The following is a 15,658-nucleotide window of genomic DNA, read 5'->3' as shown; positions in this document are numbered from 1 at the left end:
TCCACCGGGCCCGCCGCCGGGTCCGGATCCAGAGTACCCGGTACCAGGTCCCGACTTTCCGCCAGGGCCCCCGTCCCATCCCGATCCATCGCCGGACCCGGACCCGGACCCATTCCCCTCGCCGGCCCCGGGGCCAGACCCCATGCCGCACCCCGACCCGACCACCAGGCCACCGTCGATGGATTAGTCGGTTTCACTAGTGACGATGTTGTGCGGATCGGCCCCGGTGAGATGCGGCGCCGAAACGCATGCCGCCCTTCGCGGCCTTGGGCTTGCCCGTCCTCGAGGGGCGGGCCCGAACTCAGGCCGTAAGCGCGCTTGCCGCATCATTGATGACTCGGTCGATTCCGCCCAGGGCCATGCTCTCACGTTGCCGCCGGGCACCATTGCCGTAAATCAGAAGTCGGTCCGTGGCGGCTTTCACGAATTCGAAGTCGTCGTTCTCATCCAGCGCATCGCGGATGTGGCCGAGCAGGACTCCTACCAGTTGATCGGACGGCACTCTATCTCCGGTCTCGGGGTGCAACTGGTTCCCCTCTAGGCCGTGCTTGGCCGCCTGCCAGAATGCGAGATCAAGCATCTCAGGATGTATACCATCCTGCGGAGCGGGTTCACGGATGATCGTCTCCACCAGTGCCCTGATGATCAACGCCAACGTCACCGACTCGTCGGCCTGCAATTGGGCATCGGAAATCCGGATTTCTATGGTCGGATAATGGTTTGAAAGGCGGGCCGCCCACCCGATGTGGCCGGCATCAAGAACTACATCTGAACCAAGTATTTGTGCCAGCCGCTTGAAGTAGTCATCCGCGTCGGTGAAATAGGGCGGAATTCCCTGCACCGACCATTGGCGGTAGTGGATACTCCTCCACGAGGCGAACCCCGAGTCTTGCCCGCGCCAGAACGGTGAATTTGCGCCCAGAGCTGCCAGCGCGGGCAACCATCTGCGGATGCCGTTTAGGGCGTGCACCCCGGACTCGGAATCCTGGATCGAGACGTGCACATGCAGACCAGATACATATTGCTCGCTGCTGATGCCCGGCAGGTACCGGTGTATTTCCCTGTAGCGTTCGGTTGGGGCGATCCCGGCTGCGGAAGCCCCGATCAGCGGGGCTGTGCCCAGGGACACGGCAAGCAGATCGTGCCCCGATGCAGTCCTCGCAAGGCCTTGCCGGAAGCCATGGACAGAATCCAGGGCCTGCTGAGCGGACGAGCAAACGGGTGTCGCCATTTCGATCTGGCAATCCAGGAGCTCGTGCTGTGAACTGCTCTCTCCCGCCCGTAGGGACATGAGCGCCTCGCGGGCCTTCTCACCGGGCGCGGCGGGCAATCCGGTGTCGGGATCCAGGAGAAAAAATTCCTCTTCGATGCCAAAGGTACTCATGACGAACTCCTTGCATGGCCCGCAGCCGGATGATGATGCCCCACTGCGTAGGGAGCGGAATCGGGGTGGAACGGTGAGGTGGGCCGACATGATTTCCGGGTTCTCGGCTCACGGGGCGGATATCAAGGGACGCTGGATTATGGGGAGGAATTGTAGGCGGGAATTCACGTGCGAACGTGCCAAGCCGGAGCCGGAGCCGGAGCCATGGATGAACCCCGGGTGATCCGCCTTTTTCTCCAAACCCGACCCCGCGGAAATCCGTGCCTCCCGGAACGGTGCCCCGTGCAGGAATGCTCTCGCTTTCGCAGCCAACGGATGGGCCGGAGCCCCGGAACACGTCGCGCATTTCCGGACTCGGCGGAAGGCATTTTCCGTACATTCGCGGTTTCCGGTTCGCCTTTATAAGTAACCGGCATTTGAACCCCACCATGCATTTATCTTTACACGGGCCCGGAGGGGCGGCAATGCTGGAAGCAGCAGCCGGGGGCGTCCGTGGCTATGGGCGCCGATATGTTGGGAAAAATTGCGGGGGGAGGGAGGACTCGATACGGGTGGACCAGATTCGACTACGCGTCAGGGATGCCATTAGCTCTAACACCGAGGGGCTGAACCAATCTGGCATCGCGCGCCAGGTGTCCATGACCCAAGATGCGTTGAGCCGTTCTCTGAGCGGACAAAGAAATTTCAGCGCCGGGGAATTGGCAGCGCTGGCAAAGACCTTGAAGGTCTCGCTCCAATGGCTGATCACGGGAGACCCGCGGGCCGACGCCAACAATTCCGACGGACCTCCATATGTCCGGGGCAGTTTGGACCGAGTGGCCGAGACCGTTGCCTTTCCGGCGGGTGCTTACCGGGAGGTTGCCCTGACGACGCCCGCAGTGCCCGTGCCGCCCACGGAATTAACGCCCGAGGAAGCCGCGACCCAAGTGGCTTCGCAGCTCTCACGTGCCTCCTTGCAACCCTTCATGCAGGATTTACCCGCCGCCATTGAAAATGCCTTCGGCATCGGGGTTTTCGTGGTGGCCGAGGGTCCTGCATTCGACGCCCGGGCCATGGTCGCCGGTGAGGTCACCTACGTGGTGGTGCGCGGCACTGGCGCTTGGTACCAAGCCAACCTGGTGCTCGCCCGTGAACTCGGGGAGCTGGTGGGCGGGAGGCAACCGGAAATCGGTCACCGGGGACGCCGCCGGAACCAGTGGTCGCGGGAATTCGCCTATGCGCTTTTGCTGCCTGCGGAGACAGTCCTGTCGATCGATTGGAACAAGCAGTCCCCGCGGGACCTGGCCGCCTTCCTGTGGGAAAGAGGGGTGTCGGCCAAGGCCCTGGCCCACCGGTTGGATGCCTTGGGCATCCAGCGCGGGCCGGCGCTGGTGCATGCCGACGAAGGAACGCTGCAATTGCTCGTCTGGCACAACCCGGCTTGCCTCAGCCATGATCGTGCCCGTGCCTACCGCTCGCCGCGGATACCCTTCGACCTGTTCAGTGCGCACCTCAAGGGAATGCGTGAAGGGCGGGTGGATGGCACATCGCTTGCCTGGATGCTCGACACGCCGCTGACGGAACTCTAGCCACCCGCAGTCTCATTCAGAAAGGTTGGAAACCCGAAGGTAGCCCAGTAGCGTGGCAGACACAGCCCCGGAGACTCGTCCCGCAGTCTTGGAACGGGCCGCCGCCGATTCGTGGCCGACAGCCCTCCGCTGTCCCATGAGGATGTGCGCGGTGAAGCGGTCGCCGGGGAATGGCCAGAGGTAGTTCAATGTAAAGGGAGCATGACAATGCCAAAGGACAGGACTCCGGAGATCAAGGACGATGAACTCTACGAAAAGTTGCGCGACGAAGGAAATTCCAAGCAAAAAGCCGCTCGAATCGCCAACGCGGCTGCCCGCGACGGTAGGTCGAAGGTAGGGGAGCGGGGCGGAAAAGCAGGCGACTACGACGACTGGACTGTTCCAGAGCTGAAGGCACGGGCCAAGGAAATCGGGTTGAGTGGTTATTCGAAGCAGAACAAGCAGGAACTGATCGATTCGCTGCGCAATTCCTAACAAATTGGTTGATAACGAGGAGGCAGAAAATGACCCACAAGAATGCCGACGGGGATCCGGAGGACCAAACGACCGTTCCTCCGACGCTTGACAGTTTTGATCCGCTGCGCGACGCCGAGACGTTGCTGGACGACGGCACCCCAAAGAACGAAGAAGTCAAGGAGGGAGATATGGACTCGATCGGAGAATCGGGAAGCGCAGCTCCCGAGGCAAATTACCGCGGGCCCGAAGACATGAACGAAGACGACGCACGCTTCGACGCTGGGTAAAGCAGCGCGGCCAAGGGCACTAGTAACCCGTGCATTCCAAGATGGAGGTGGAGTCGACGGCGCATGCGGTCGACCCCACCTCTCAGATTCTGCAGGCAGGAGCAACCTTTGCCCTGCCTGGGTTGTTCACTTGTCGGTGATGTCCCGGGCGGCGTCCTTGAGGTGCTCGCCGGCTTGTTTCGCCCTGGCCTCCGCCTCTTCCCTTGCGCCCTCCGCCTGCAGGCTTTCGTTGTCGGTTGCGTCGCCGGTATTCTCCTTGATCTTGCCGACGGCCTCTTGCGCCTTGTTGCCGATTTTGTCTCCGATACCCATGGGGGTCCTCCTAGGATTGGTTCCACATTTTTGTACGTTCGGTAACGTGCATGGCCACAGTGGCCGCGAGCCGTGCCCCGGAAGCGCGACAGCCGCTTTCGGGTATTGAACCCGCATGACGTGCCCACAAATTCATCGATGTCCTGTCTGCCTCCCTTCCCGCGAACTTGTATCCGGCCGAGCTAGGGCGCCCGATAGATCTCTTCGCTGTTGCGATCCACACGCCGGTGGTAGTGCATCCCGGCTTGGCCTCCGAGGATTGCTCCGAGCAGCGGGACGATGACGGCGATTGCCAGCGCAATCCAACCAAGAGTGGACATTGCGCCGTCCATGGGAAGTTGTGGGATGCCGTTAAGTTGTCCCAAGGCCTCGAACTTGACGTTGGCAAGGACTGTGATCGCGGCCACGGCAATCGCGGCGATGATCGCCCAAAGCCAGACGGCCATCCCCTGCCGCATACCGCTGAAGCGTGCCATCCTGCCGGCTACGTAGCCGCCGCAAAAGTAGGCGAGCAGCAGGACCAGCACCAAGACAATGGCGGAGGTCCAGGCGGTGGCATCCGGATTACCGGCAACGCTTTCGGTGGCGGTGCCCAGATCGGTGTTGGTGGCCAGGCCAACGCCGGCACCAAAGGCTGTGATGAGCGCCGTGAGCAGGACAGTGATTCCCATGGCGGTCACCCAGCCAAAGAACGCACTGCCGACCTTGACGCCACCGAATTGGCTGCGTTCCCGAGCCAACCTCTCGTTGGCGCGATAGCTGGAAGTACTCGAACCTGAACCCGTGGTTTCCATCAAACGACCTCTTTCGTGATTTGTCACCCGTTAGGTATTGCCTCGCAAGGAGCTGCTCGTGCCCCAAAGCCGTTTCTCAGGGATCCATCCGTTCGCCACTGCGGGGGCGCTTCGTTTCAGGCCCGTCTTCGGTAGCAACACGGTCACCTTCGGACGTTGATTCGCTTCCGTCCCGCACCACGTCGTTCGTCCGCGGTTCATCGGGGTACGCTCCATGCTCCCCGGAAATGCCGGAGGATGCCCCTGCTTGTTTGGACGCCGATGCGTCCACGTGATGTTCGGTAACTACGTACTTCCGGATTCGGGGATGTCCGGACGTGCTCCCGATGGTGTGCACATGTTCTTCGGAGCGCTGCGGGGTGTCTTGGTTCAGTCCTACCGGTTCGGGGTTGCCCTGGTCTCTTGTGGTCTCTGGCGTTCCGGGTTCAACGACTCCACGGTCCGCGCCCAGACCGGCCTGCGAGTAGTAGTCGTAGAGGCGGTCCTCGTCCTCGGGGCTCAGATGCCCCATGGGATCGACGTTGGGGGCGTCCTTCACAAATTGCTTGGTGAACCTGACGTAGAGCTGTCCATTGGAGATTTCCGCATCATCCAGCGGCACAAAGTTTTCGGACGAACCGAACAGACCGGTTTTCACGGTAGCGAAGTGTGGGAGGTTGGTTCCATCATCAAGATAGATCTGACCGAGGGTACCGATCTTTTCTCCTTCGGAGCCAAACACGTTGGCTTTGGTTTCCAGCAGTGGCTTGAGGTCTTCGTTGTTCAGCATGGTGTTTTCCTTTCCGGGGGAGCTCGGGAGGAGATTCGAAGTGGCCCGCGCAGGATCGTGAACGATTCTTCTGTGTGACGGGGAACGGGCATGTCATGTCCTGTGCCGTGGTCGCCCGTAAGCGGAGACTTGCTCCGCCCACGATTGGCCCACTTACCGGCATCGACTTCCTCCCCGCTCGAGCTAAGCCACGGACTGGCAAACGGGAAGCGTGTGACCCGCTGCCTCGCCCATGTCGCAAGCCAAACACTGCCGGCATCGCAATTCAAGAAACTGTCGCATCACTAGGAGACGGCCGGAAACATCCACACCTGGTCATCGAGAAAATCCCAATACAATGATGGCCCGGGTAGGGAACCCCGCCGGCAGTTAGCATCGCAGGCGAACCGTTATCCGATGGCTCGGGGGTGTACATCGCGGGGATCAAAATGGTTGTCCAGCGACGGCGAGAATCCCCACCAGGGCCATACGGTCCTATCCGCCGGTGTCCGGGTCCATCACCGAGTAATAGCCATCCAACAACGATTTCTCCGCGTCATCGAGCACGGACGCCGGGTCGACCTTTGGCGCGTGCCTGATGACATCCTTGGAGAACCGAACTTGCAGGTGGCCGTCAGTGATCACCGCGCCCCTGAGGGAGACGAGGAGCTCCTCCGCTCCGAACAGGCCGAGACGAACAGTCACGAAGTCCGCGTCCCCGGTGCGCACGTCCATGAAAATGTTCCCAAGTGTCCCGATCTTTTCCCTCGCCGGACCATAGACAGTGCTCTTGGCATTCTTCAATGCGTTCAAGTAACCGTGGCCAAGCATGGCTGTGTCCTTCCCGAATTTTCCACCCGTTCCCACCATCCATCCCATGCGGCTGCGCGAACACGGATGCCCAGGAGGAGCAAGCCGACCTGGGCATCCGGAGTGACGGGTTATCCACTGCAAGCAAAGCACCGAGCACGCATGCATTCAAGGGCAACGGCAGGGGACTGGCTCGAGTGGGCAGGGAAGAGATTCAGGAGGCGATAAGCTTCAACTCCCGGCGACCTACCCGCTGACCGGTGATCCAATTGTTCCATTCAATCACTAGCGTATAGTTTCCGGCCGTGGGCGGATGCAGCAGCAGGTCGTATCGCTCGGCGGCCCCCATGCAGAATCTATGGGTGAACAAATGGGCCCTGGGATCCGGATGCATGCTGGTGGGGATTGCGGGCGCCCCGGGAGCGGAGGTGTGCCGGAAGGGCCTGCCGTCATGGGCTATGAGTTCGGCGATGCGGGCGGGTGTCCCGTCTTCGTTGAGGAACGTGACACTGTTGGGGAGGTAGTTTCCGTCGAGGAAGCGCATCAGGCTTGGTGCCTTCCCATTTCCCTTCACGTTGATCGGGAGCTGCTTCGGTGCCCACACCTCCTCCTCACGTTCCTTGCGCTCGGCCAAAAGACCGCCGGTGATGTAGAAGTGAGTGGGTTCAAAGCGGTTCAGCCCGACATCTTCACCTGACAGGCCGGCAGCATGCCCCAGCTCGTGCCATCGTGGATCGATCGAGTACGGCATGATCAATGACTCGGTGGCGATGTCGTATTCCGGTCCGTCGGCAAAGGCTCGCCGGTTTCCCGGGGAAACCGGGAATTCGGGCAGCACGATGGGATCGATGACCAGCGGGCCCAACAGCCCCATCTGGGCGTGGAGCGGGGTGTTGACGTGGCAATGGTAAAAATAGGTTCCTGCCGCGCCGTAGTTCGGATCGTGGGCACGCCCCGGTTCGGGCTGCCACTGGTAGGTGTAGTGGTCGTCGATTTCGAAGGAGGTGTGCCCCACCCCGTCGTTTCGAGGGTCCGGCTCCATGCCGTGCCAGTGGATGGTGTGTGGCCCCATGCTGGGTTCCACCCTGGCGTGGAAGATGGTCCTTTCCGCGGGCCGCAGGGTGGGACTGGGGAATCCGCGGCCGCCGTCAGTCTTATGGAAGACCCACATCTCGAACTCCGCGCCGTCGGGAAAACGTAAGTCACGGCTGGAAAGGTCCAAGTCGACCGACAAGTGCGGCGTTTGGAGGAAGTGGGTCTCCGGCCGATCTTGCTGCATCTGGTGCGATGCGAAATCGGCCTGGGAGTCGTAGTCCCTTTCCTCGCCATCGTCATCGGACGGTGAGGCACTCGTGGGCCGTGGCGACGGAGCCGTCGAGCTGGTGGATGCGGTCGCTGACTTGCTGGTGGAGGTTGGCCCCGAGGAGCTGCGTGTTGGCGTCGAGGTGGAGGACTTGGTCGGCGTTGGTTTTGCTGTTGCGGACTTGGTCGGCGTCGGCTTTGGCGTTGCGGACTTGGTCGGCGTTGGTTTTGGTGTTGCCGATTTGGTCGGCGTTGGTTTTGGCGTTGCGGACTTGGTCGGCTTCGGCTTAGAAGTGCGTTTGCGCGTCGACTTCGGCGTAGGGGTCGGCGTGGGCTTGGGTGACTTGGTGGCCCGTGGCTTGCGTGAAGCCCCCTTCTTGTCGTCGTCGTCGCGGCGCGAATCGCGGCCCTTACCCGCAGCTGCGCTTAGTGCATCCCAAAATGTTGTTCTCATGGTCTTAGCCTCCAATCACCGGTGATTTAAGCTCCCAGTGGGCAACCAACCCACCGGGGTACATGCCACCTGCCGCAGTCTGCGACATCTCGGCATGGCAGTGCATGGGATATTTCCAGTCTTCGGTCCGGGCGTACCAGACTTGGTCTGTGGCGTCGGGTGGTCGCTTCATGGGGATGATGCAGTCCTTCCGATCCATGGGTTCGAGTTGGACCACGTCTTCCCACTGTTGCAGCACCACGTGTCCGTCCTCATCCACGTGGCCGAATTCACGCGGCCATTCGACGTTGTTGCGGCGCACGGTCCACAGGTGGTTGCCGTGGAAGTGGATTTGGTGGAACGCGATTCCGGCATTGATCATCCTGACCACCTGCCCGCCGCGGATGGTGCCCAGTGTCGCGTCCTCCCCGAAGTCGCGTACATCAATTTGTCGCGGATAGCCGGAGACCAGCGACTCCTCGTGGGCGAGCCGATTGATATCCCTGTTGGGTGAATGGCCCAAGGCCTCATAGCCGCTGCGATCGTTGAGCAGGAAGTAGCGGGGAACGGCGGGGGTTGCCAATGGGTCAACGGTACCGCCGGCTGCCTCGATGTTGGCCCATTTGGTGTCAATGGCATGAGTGACCCACAGCCATTGCCTTTCAAAGCCCATCTGGTTGGGCGCGACCCGCCAGGCGTCCTCCGGGTCCACCACGACAATGGATCCGAAGAGCCCGAGCGCACGCTGGACCGGCGCATTCGTTGGATCGTAGTAGATGTAGGTGCCGGCGTATGGTGCGTCGAAGTCCAACCGCGCTTCCCCGCCTGGAGGTATCGGTCCCGTGGTGATGTCGCTGCGGCCGTGGGCCGCCTGGGCAACGGTGAACTGGTGCGTGCCGGCCAGGCGGTTGAAAATGCGCAACCGCACCTTGGAACCGGTCTCGACAATGATGGTGCGTTGCGGGAAATAGCTGGCCCAGTGGTTTCGCCGGATAAAGAACTGGCCCGGGTTCGCGGGGTCCGGTCCGGCAGGTGTCGGCGTCCCGTTGGGGGGAGGCACCGCATTCAATGGATAGGTCCGTGATTCCACCACCTTTCCGGCACGGGTGAAGATCTTCGGAACGATGCGCAGTGACGGATTCGCGTCCCGAAGGGCCGTTGGCTGGTCGCCGAATCCACGCTGGTAGACCAGGGAATCATCGACCATCCTTGTGTAGCCCTCGTTGATGTAGAGGTCCAGCACCCCGGGCAGCGGGGTGACGGCCACGGGAACCGCAGCACGGGCCCTGCGCGGTGGGGCCGCAGTGGCCGGGCGGGCCACCGCCGCCATGGCTGCGGCAGTTCCCAGGGCCGCTGCGGCACCGAGCTTCAATACACTGGACCGATCGACACCGGGATCATCCGGGCGGGAATCGGTTGTGGATGCGGGTTCTGTGCCGTTGGTCTTTGCGGGCACCCTATCGCTAGACATGTGCTTCCTCCAGGAATCCGGGACGCCAGTTCACGGCCGGCAAGGGTAGTTCTACGGGTTTTCCGCCTGGATTTGCGATGTCATCGAATAAGGCGGTGAACGCCGTGGCATCGGATGGAACCAGGAAACTGATATTGGCCCGGACCTGTGTCCCCGGGGCCATCAGCCCTGGTGTGAGGTCGTTCCAACGGTTGACGACGAGCCACGGTTGGCTGTTGCCTTGGATGCGCAGCAGCCCCGGCGAGAACATTTGGTCCTCGTCGCTTTCATTGAAGACCTCGAGCTGGAGAAGCAAGTGGTCCCCGAATGTCATGTTGACCGGTTGCCGGGTTCCGTCGACCGTTGACTGGTGCCCGGAGTGGCCGCCTCCGGCGGCGGCTCCGGAGGCCAGTCTCGCTTGTCGCTCGGCCCGGGATATCCGCGCCTGTCCGAAGCTGGTTTGAACGGTGGTGGTGCCCAACGGTCCGGCGGCGGTGAATGCGGCTGCCAATGCGGCGATGCCGCCCGCGCCCAGGACGAGTGAGGCACCAATTGTGATGCCGAAAGAGCGTCGCGAAAGCAATGGTCTAGCGGATTCCGATGTCACGGGTCTCGACCCGATGTTGTGATGGCGCGGAGCAGCGCGATTTCCCCAAGTTTCAAGCATGGCTGGTACAACCTCCCCAAGTTCCCAAATTCCCAAGCAATCTCCGGGTTAGCCAAGAACCGGAGATAATCCCAATGATGTAAATACTTCCCAAGTATTGAAGTCAGTATGGTCCGCGGACAGGGCACTGTAAAGAGCTCGGCCGGGATTGTGTCTGCGTCGCAACGTTTCGGGTGGTTTGCTCAGCGGATGGGACGCGCTACTTTGCGTGGGCGACTGGGGTGCATGAACTCCGCAGTGAAGATGCGCAGCAGGAGGTGGCTTGGGTGCAGACCCTGAACTCGGCGTCCATGTGGTGGGAATGCCCGGGCGGACGGGACGGCAAAAGCCCGATTCGATGATCCCGTCACGTCATGCGAAAGGGAAAACCACGAATCGGGCTTCTGTCTTGGTCCAACCGGAGGCGGTGCCGGCGCACCTGCTACTTAAGCGAGGCCGAGGACCTTGTCGGTCTCGGCACGCACGTCGGCGTAGAGCGAGGCATTCTCGTTGAGCTTCACACCGTAGGACGGGATGATCTCCTTGAGCTTGGACTCCCAGCCGGCGAACTGCTTCGGGAAGCAGCGGCCAAGCAGGCCGATCATGATCGGGGTCGCTGTCGAGGCTCCCGGGGAGGCTCCCAGCAGGCCGGAGATGGTGCCGTCGGCGGAGGTGATGACCTCGGTGCCGAACTGCAGCACGCCGCCCTTCTTGGCATCCTTCTTGATGACCTGGACGCGCTGTCCGGCGGTGATCAATTCCCACTTCTCGCCGGTGGCCTCGGGCAGGTACTCGCGTAGCGCGTCGTCCTTCTTTGACCGGGACTTGAGCACTTCCTTGATCAGGTACAGGGTCAGGTCCAGGTTGTCCTTGCCCACGGCGAGCATCGGCAGGATGTTGTGCGCGCGGATGGAAAGCGGCAGGTCCAGCAACGAGGAGGTCTTGAGGAAGTTGGTGGAGAAGCCGGCGTAGGGGCCGAACATCAGCGAGCGCTTCCCGTCGACGAAGCGGGTGTCCAGGTGCGGCACGCTCATCGGTGGGGCGCCGACCGAGGCCTGGCCGTAGACCTTGGCGTGGTGCTGGTCGATGATCGCATCGTCGGTGCAACGCAGGAACTGGCCGGAGACCGGGAAGCCGCCGAAGCCCTTGATTTCGTCGATGCCTGCCTTCTGCAGCAAGCCCAGGGCGCCGCCGCCGGCACCCACGAACACGAACTTGGCCTTCACGTTGCGCGTCGCCTTGGTGGCGTTGTCGCGCACGGAAATGTCCCAGCCGGTGCCGTCGCGCTTGATGCCGGTGACGCGGTGGCCGTAGCTGACCTCCGCGCCGTTGGCGGCGAGGTTGTCGGTCATTTGGCGAGTTAGTGAACCGAAGTCCACGTCAGTGCCGGAGACCACGCGGGAGGCTGCCACGCGCTGGGATTCGTCGCGGCCGTTGGCCACCAGCGGGGCCCAGGACTTGATGGTGTCCAGGTCCTCGGTGTGCTCGATCTCGTTGAACAGCGTGTGGGGCTTGAGTGCTTCGTAGCGGGTCTTGAGGTAGTTGGCGTGGTCGTCACCGATGACGAAGCTCATGTGGGGCAGCGCGTTGATGAAGGTGGAGGGATCGCCGACCTGTTTGTTCTTCACCAGGTGCGAGAAGAACTGGCGGGAGACCTGGAACTGCTCATTGATGCCGATGGCCTTGGCCGGGTCGACGCTGCCGTCGGGGCCGGCCGCGGTGTAGTTCAGTTCGCAGAGTGCCGAGTGGCCGGTTCCCGCGTTGTTCCACGGGGAGGAAGACTCGAGGCCGGCCTGATCCAGGTTCTCGAAAAGGCCAATGCTCCACCCCGGCTCCAGCTGCTTGATCATGGTGCCGAGCGTCGCGCTCATGACACCGGCGCCGATGAGAACGACGTCGAAAGACTGATTGGTGGATTCAGAAGGCACGGGGGTTCTCCATTGAAAGTTCGTCTTGACTCTAGGCAAGACTAGCGCCATCCGGGGGTGTCCAAGAAATTGGTCCCTTGACAGCGGGCTGATTAAGTGTTCATCCTCACATCGGTGAAGACTTCGTCCAAAACCGGAGACGAGGGGTAGTTCCTTACGGAATCGTTGAAGGCCAACGCCGAGATGGGAAAGGCCAGGGGAAGGGCTGGCAGGTCCTTGGCCAAGGTGTTGGAAAGGTCCTGGTATGCGTTGATGCGCTGCTCGCCGGAGGGCATGGAACGAGCCAGCAGCACCTGCGCGGAAAGGACGGGGGAGTCGTAGCCGAATTGCTGTTTGTTGTCCGCAAAGAGTGCGCTCATGAAATCATCCGGGTCCCGGTAGCCGCCGTTGAAGCCCAGCAGGTGAAGGCCAGGGGTGTCCCCGGAGCGGACCGCGGCGACATAGCCGTCGTTCCAGTCCATCGGCACCGGTGCGAGCTTGATTCCGACCAGGGCCAACTGCCGTGAGATTTCTGCATAGATGAGTTCGGGCAGGGGCAGGTAGGCACGGGAGATGTTCAAGGGGTACAGGAACGGGATGGGGCTTCCGTCGTAGTCGCAGGATTCAAGCAGGTCCTTGGCGCGATTGGAATCCGGGCCGTAGTACGTGTCCGAGGTCTTGATCCCCAGCGAAGCGGGCAAAAAGCCCCGGGCTTCCTTGGTGCCGGAGATGTAGAACTGTTCAATGATCTTTTGCCTGTCGATTCCGTGGGCGATCGCCTGGCGGAATTCCTCCTTGGCCAACCATTTGTTGTTCTGGTTCATGCCCAGATAGGTCACGGCGTACGGGTCACGCTGCACGATGAGCTTGCCCTCGCGCACCAATTCGCGCAACCCCGTCACCGCGACCAGGTCGAAGCCGTCGATCTCGCCGCGGTCCAGGGCACCCAGGCGCCCGGACGGCGTACGGATTTCACGGAAGACGACCAAGGTGGGAGCGGTAGGGTTGGCTTCCACGGCGGCGGCATCCCAGTATTCGGTGAAGCTGCGCAAGGTCACCGCCCCGTCCTTCCAGGACACGAACTTGTACGGCCCGGTGCCTACCGGCTGGGTTGCCAAGTACGATACCTGGTCGTTCGATGTCGCGGGGGTGGCAAGTGCCTTGGGCGAGGCCAAGGCCAGGCCGGGCAGCGTCAGCGCCTCGATGAGTCCGGAGATCGGCTGGCGCAGGGTCAGCACCACGGTGTGGGTGTCTGCGGCCTTGATGGATCCGAAGTAGCTGGCGGTGCCACCGACGCTGGTCCCCACGAACGGATTTGCCTTGAGCTGTTCACGGAGCGTAGCCAGCAACGCCGTCTGCGCTGCGTGCTCAACGAGCTTTTGGGGGTCAATGGATTCGTTGCCGTCGTTCGCGTTGGCCTTGGGTTCGGGGATTGACTTGGGAAGCACCGGGAGCTGCTCGTTGTGGCGGAAGACCTGGGTGAAGCCCTGGTCGGAGTTGGCGCGCACATCAATCGGCAGCGCTATCCAGTGTTCGAAATTGGTGACCACGGCCTGTGCATCGAAGTCCGTCCCGTCGTGGAACTTGACTCCGCGGCGCAGGATGAAGGTGTACTGCAGTCGGTCCGGACTCACGATCCAGTCGGTGGCGAGCAGCGGGATCGGCGCCCCGGTTTCGCGGTCCACCCCGATGAGACCCTCGTAGATCTGGCGGGTGATGCGGAAGGTCTCATTGTCCCCGGAGATTGCGGGGTCCAGTCCTGCCGGATCGGCGGCGGAACCAAAGTGAAAAGTACGGATCGCCGGTTCGGCACTGCCGGACGGACTGGAAGGTGCCGTGGTGTCCTTGGAATCGCAGCCGGTCAGGGCCAGCGCCGTGAGACCCAGACTGCCGGCAAGGAAGGCTCGGCGCGTGGCCCTGGGTCGATCCGGGCTGTGCGGCTGGTCTGGCACCAAAGACTCCTCGTCAGTGTTTTGGGCTCCAAATGGTGGCGGGCCGCTGCTCAATGTTAAAGCGCAGGGCCCCCGGCAGTATCCGGGGGCCCTGCGTGGCGCCGTAGGTATCAAAGGATACATTTGACGTTTGTGTGCGAGCGGGGGGACTTGAACCCCCACGTCCGAAGACACTGGAACCTAAATCCAGCGCGTCTACCAATTCCGCCACGCTCGCAAGGCAGCGAACCGCTTTCGAAGTTCGGCAGAAATCAGTCTAGCGGAGAATTTTGGCCCGATTTGTGGCTTTTGGGCTGTGGGCGAAACTTTATTTTGGATCGAGACCCAAATCACGACGCAACTTGGCGACGTGTCCGGTGGCCCTCACGTTGTACTGTGCCAATTCGACGATCCCTTGCTCATCGACCACGACGGTGGATCGGATCAGGCCCTCGTAGGTGCGGCCGTAATTCTTCTTTTCACCCCATGCGCCGTAGGCGGCCGCAACGGCGTGGTCCTCGTCCGCCAGCAGCGGGAAGGTCAGGTCTTCCTTGGCCGTGAACTTGGCCAGCTTGGCCGGCGCATCGGGGGAGATGCCCACGACCTGGTAGCCGGCCGCCGCCAGCGAATCGAGCGAATCGCGGAAGTCGCAGGCCTGCTTGGTGCAGCCCGGGGTGGAGGCCGCTGGGTAGAAGTACACGATCGTCTTTTTCCCGCGTAGCGAGGAAAGGGCAAGTTCCTGGCCCCGGCCATCGGGCAGGGTGAAGTCCGGCGCGGTGTCTCCGGCGGACAGGCGGGCGGTTTCGGTGGTGGCGTTCTCACTCATGAATGTGGGTACTCCCTGGGTGTGGTGGATTCGGCGTGAGCAGTTGAATGCCGCGGCGAATCGAAGCTTCGATGGGGGTCTACCCCCGAGCCTATCGAATATGTGACCGGAGGGTGTGGTCGCGGGCATGGCGTGGTCTGCGGATATCGGGCGGAGCCCAAGCGGCAAGGGTCCTTCGCGCTACGGCAACCGACCGCAACCGACCGCGTGGCTCGCGATGCGCGGGTGCGACCGCAATGGCGGATGCTGGCCCAAGGGAACGGGCCACGAGGTGATGTCGCGATGGGCTGGGAGTGTTGGGAAAAACGAAAGACCCGATCTGTCGAAACAGATCGGGTCTTTCTCACCGTGCACCCCTCGGGACTTGAACCCGAAACCCATTGATTAAGAGTCAATTGCTCTGCCAATTGAGCTAGAGGTGCTGAGTCGCTCTGGTCAGCGCTCCGTGCGGAGCCCGTCCTTGCGACGCAGATAATCATAACCAGAAAACACCCAGGAAATAAAATCGGCGAGGTGGGTCCGGGTGATGATGCAAAAATGCCGATATCTCGGGGATTCACGGGATTGTTGGCACGGAATTGCCCGGATTTTTGGATCGGAATTCCCGGAATTGGATATGTGATTGCGCGCACACCGTACAGGGCTATCGGGTCCAGTGGTTCCGGAGCCCGGACGCCGCGATCCTCGACAGGTGTGTCCCGGGGTGTCGCCGGCATGAAATATCACCACACCGCCAATGTAGGTTGTCGTATCCCGGTCACCGCCCTGCGAGGCGAATCCGGGGGAATGCCGTCGACGGGCGGT

At 61.9% G+C, this 15,658-nt stretch carries 15 protein-coding genes and 2 tRNA genes; 4 read left to right on the top strand and 13 right to left on the bottom strand.

What is annotated here, in order from left to right:
• Positions 1 to 301: 301 nt before the first annotated feature.
• A complete protein-coding gene (locus ACIPUB_RS08955; RefSeq protein ID WP_407607048.1) occupies positions 302 to 1,384 on the bottom strand; it encodes a glutamate--cysteine ligase in 1,083 nt (360 codons plus the stop codon).
• A gap of 551 nt (positions 1,385 to 1,935) precedes the next feature.
• Between ACIPUB_RS08955 and ACIPUB_RS08950 the strand changes: the two genes are divergently transcribed.
• The 3 genes from ACIPUB_RS08950 to ACIPUB_RS08940 all read left to right on the top strand — a co-directional run bounded on the left by ACIPUB_RS08950 (position 1,936) and on the right by ACIPUB_RS08940 (position 3,695).
• On the top strand, positions 1,936 to 2,952 hold the full coding sequence (locus ACIPUB_RS08950) for an XRE family transcriptional regulator (RefSeq protein WP_407607047.1): 1,017 nt from the start codon (positions 1,936 to 1,938) through the stop codon (positions 2,950 to 2,952).
• Positions 2,953 to 3,159: 207 nt separating this feature from the next.
• A complete protein-coding gene (locus ACIPUB_RS08945) occupies positions 3,160 to 3,426 on the top strand; it encodes a Rho termination factor N-terminal domain-containing protein (RefSeq protein ID WP_407607109.1) in 267 nt (88 codons plus the stop codon).
• A gap of 29 nt (positions 3,427 to 3,455) precedes the next feature.
• Positions 3,456 to 3,695: a hypothetical protein gene (locus tag ACIPUB_RS08940; RefSeq protein ID WP_407607046.1), complete on the top strand. Its 240-nt coding sequence runs from the start codon at positions 3,456 to 3,458 to the stop codon at positions 3,693 to 3,695.
• Between the two features lie 126 nt (positions 3,696 to 3,821).
• Here the strand turns inward: ACIPUB_RS08940 and ACIPUB_RS08935 are convergent, their stop codons facing one another.
• The 5 genes from ACIPUB_RS08935 to ACIPUB_RS08915 all read right to left on the bottom strand — a co-directional run bounded on the left by ACIPUB_RS08935 (position 3,822) and on the right by ACIPUB_RS08915 (position 7,530).
• A complete protein-coding gene (locus ACIPUB_RS08935; protein WP_407607045.1) occupies positions 3,822 to 4,007 on the bottom strand; it encodes a CsbD family protein in 186 nt (61 codons plus the stop codon).
• A 182-nt stretch (positions 4,008 to 4,189) separates the two neighbouring features.
• On the bottom strand, positions 4,190 to 4,801 hold the full coding sequence (locus ACIPUB_RS08930) for a hypothetical protein (protein ID WP_407607044.1): 612 nt from the start codon (positions 4,799 to 4,801) through the stop codon (positions 4,190 to 4,192).
• A gap of 76 nt (positions 4,802 to 4,877) precedes the next feature.
• Complete coding sequence (locus ACIPUB_RS08925) at positions 4,878 to 5,570, bottom strand: PRC-barrel domain-containing protein (RefSeq protein ID WP_407607043.1); 693 nt, start codon at positions 5,568 to 5,570, stop codon at positions 4,878 to 4,880.
• Positions 5,571 to 6,044: 474 nt separating this feature from the next.
• Complete coding sequence (locus ACIPUB_RS08920; protein WP_302265816.1) at positions 6,045 to 6,380, bottom strand: PRC-barrel domain-containing protein; 336 nt, start codon at positions 6,378 to 6,380, stop codon at positions 6,045 to 6,047.
• 193 nt (positions 6,381 to 6,573) lie between these two features.
• Positions 6,574 to 7,530 carry a multicopper oxidase domain-containing protein gene (locus ACIPUB_RS08915; RefSeq protein WP_407607042.1) on the bottom strand — a complete coding sequence of 319 codons (957 nt, stop codon included), beginning with the start codon at positions 7,528 to 7,530 and terminating at the stop codon, positions 6,574 to 6,576.
• A gap of 181 nt (positions 7,531 to 7,711) precedes the next feature.
• Between ACIPUB_RS08915 and ACIPUB_RS08910 the strand changes: the two genes are divergently transcribed.
• Positions 7,712 to 8,140, top strand: coding sequence for a hypothetical protein (locus tag ACIPUB_RS08910; RefSeq protein ID WP_407607041.1), 429 nt, complete (start codon positions 7,712 to 7,714; stop codon positions 8,138 to 8,140).
• Here ACIPUB_RS08910 and ACIPUB_RS08905 read toward each other — a convergent pair.
• The 7 genes from ACIPUB_RS08905 to ACIPUB_RS08875 all read right to left on the bottom strand — a co-directional run bounded on the left by ACIPUB_RS08905 (position 8,120) and on the right by ACIPUB_RS08875 (position 15,276).
• On the bottom strand, positions 8,120 to 9,565 hold the full coding sequence (locus ACIPUB_RS08905; RefSeq protein WP_407607040.1) for a multicopper oxidase domain-containing protein: 1,446 nt from the start codon (positions 9,563 to 9,565) through the stop codon (positions 8,120 to 8,122). The two genes, ACIPUB_RS08910 and ACIPUB_RS08905, sit on opposite strands and share 21 nt — an antisense overlap.
• Positions 9,558 to 10,127 (bottom strand): hypothetical protein, encoded by a 570-nt coding sequence (locus tag ACIPUB_RS08900; RefSeq protein WP_407607039.1) that lies wholly within the window; start codon positions 10,125 to 10,127, stop codon positions 9,558 to 9,560. Before ACIPUB_RS08900 ends, ACIPUB_RS08905 begins: the two co-directional genes overlap by 8 nt.
• Positions 10,128 to 10,636: 509 nt before the next feature.
• Positions 10,637 to 12,061 (bottom strand): malate:quinone oxidoreductase, encoded by a 1,425-nt coding sequence (locus ACIPUB_RS08895; RefSeq protein ID WP_407607108.1) that lies wholly within the window; start codon positions 12,059 to 12,061, stop codon positions 10,637 to 10,639.
• Between the two features lie 149 nt (positions 12,062 to 12,210).
• Complete coding sequence (locus ACIPUB_RS08890; RefSeq protein ID WP_407607038.1) at positions 12,211 to 14,049, bottom strand: ABC transporter substrate-binding protein; 1,839 nt, start codon at positions 14,047 to 14,049, stop codon at positions 12,211 to 12,213.
• Positions 14,050 to 14,184: 135 nt separating this feature from the next.
• A tRNA-Leu gene (locus ACIPUB_RS08885) sits at positions 14,185 to 14,266 on the bottom strand.
• A 90-nt stretch (positions 14,267 to 14,356) separates the two neighbouring features.
• Positions 14,357 to 14,854 (bottom strand): thioredoxin-dependent thiol peroxidase, encoded by a 498-nt coding sequence (bcp, locus tag ACIPUB_RS08880; RefSeq protein WP_407607037.1) that lies wholly within the window; start codon positions 14,852 to 14,854, stop codon positions 14,357 to 14,359.
• 349 nt (positions 14,855 to 15,203) lie between these two features.
• Positions 15,204 to 15,276 (bottom strand) — tRNA-Lys (locus ACIPUB_RS08875).
• Positions 15,277 to 15,658 lie beyond the last annotated feature (382 nt).

The organism is Paeniglutamicibacter sp. ORCA_105 (assembly GCF_045798545.1).
GTDB classification, from domain to species: Bacteria; Actinomycetota; Actinomycetes; order Actinomycetales; family Micrococcaceae; genus Paeniglutamicibacter; species Paeniglutamicibacter sulfureus.
This window is presented reverse-complemented; position numbering and strand designations above follow the sequence as displayed.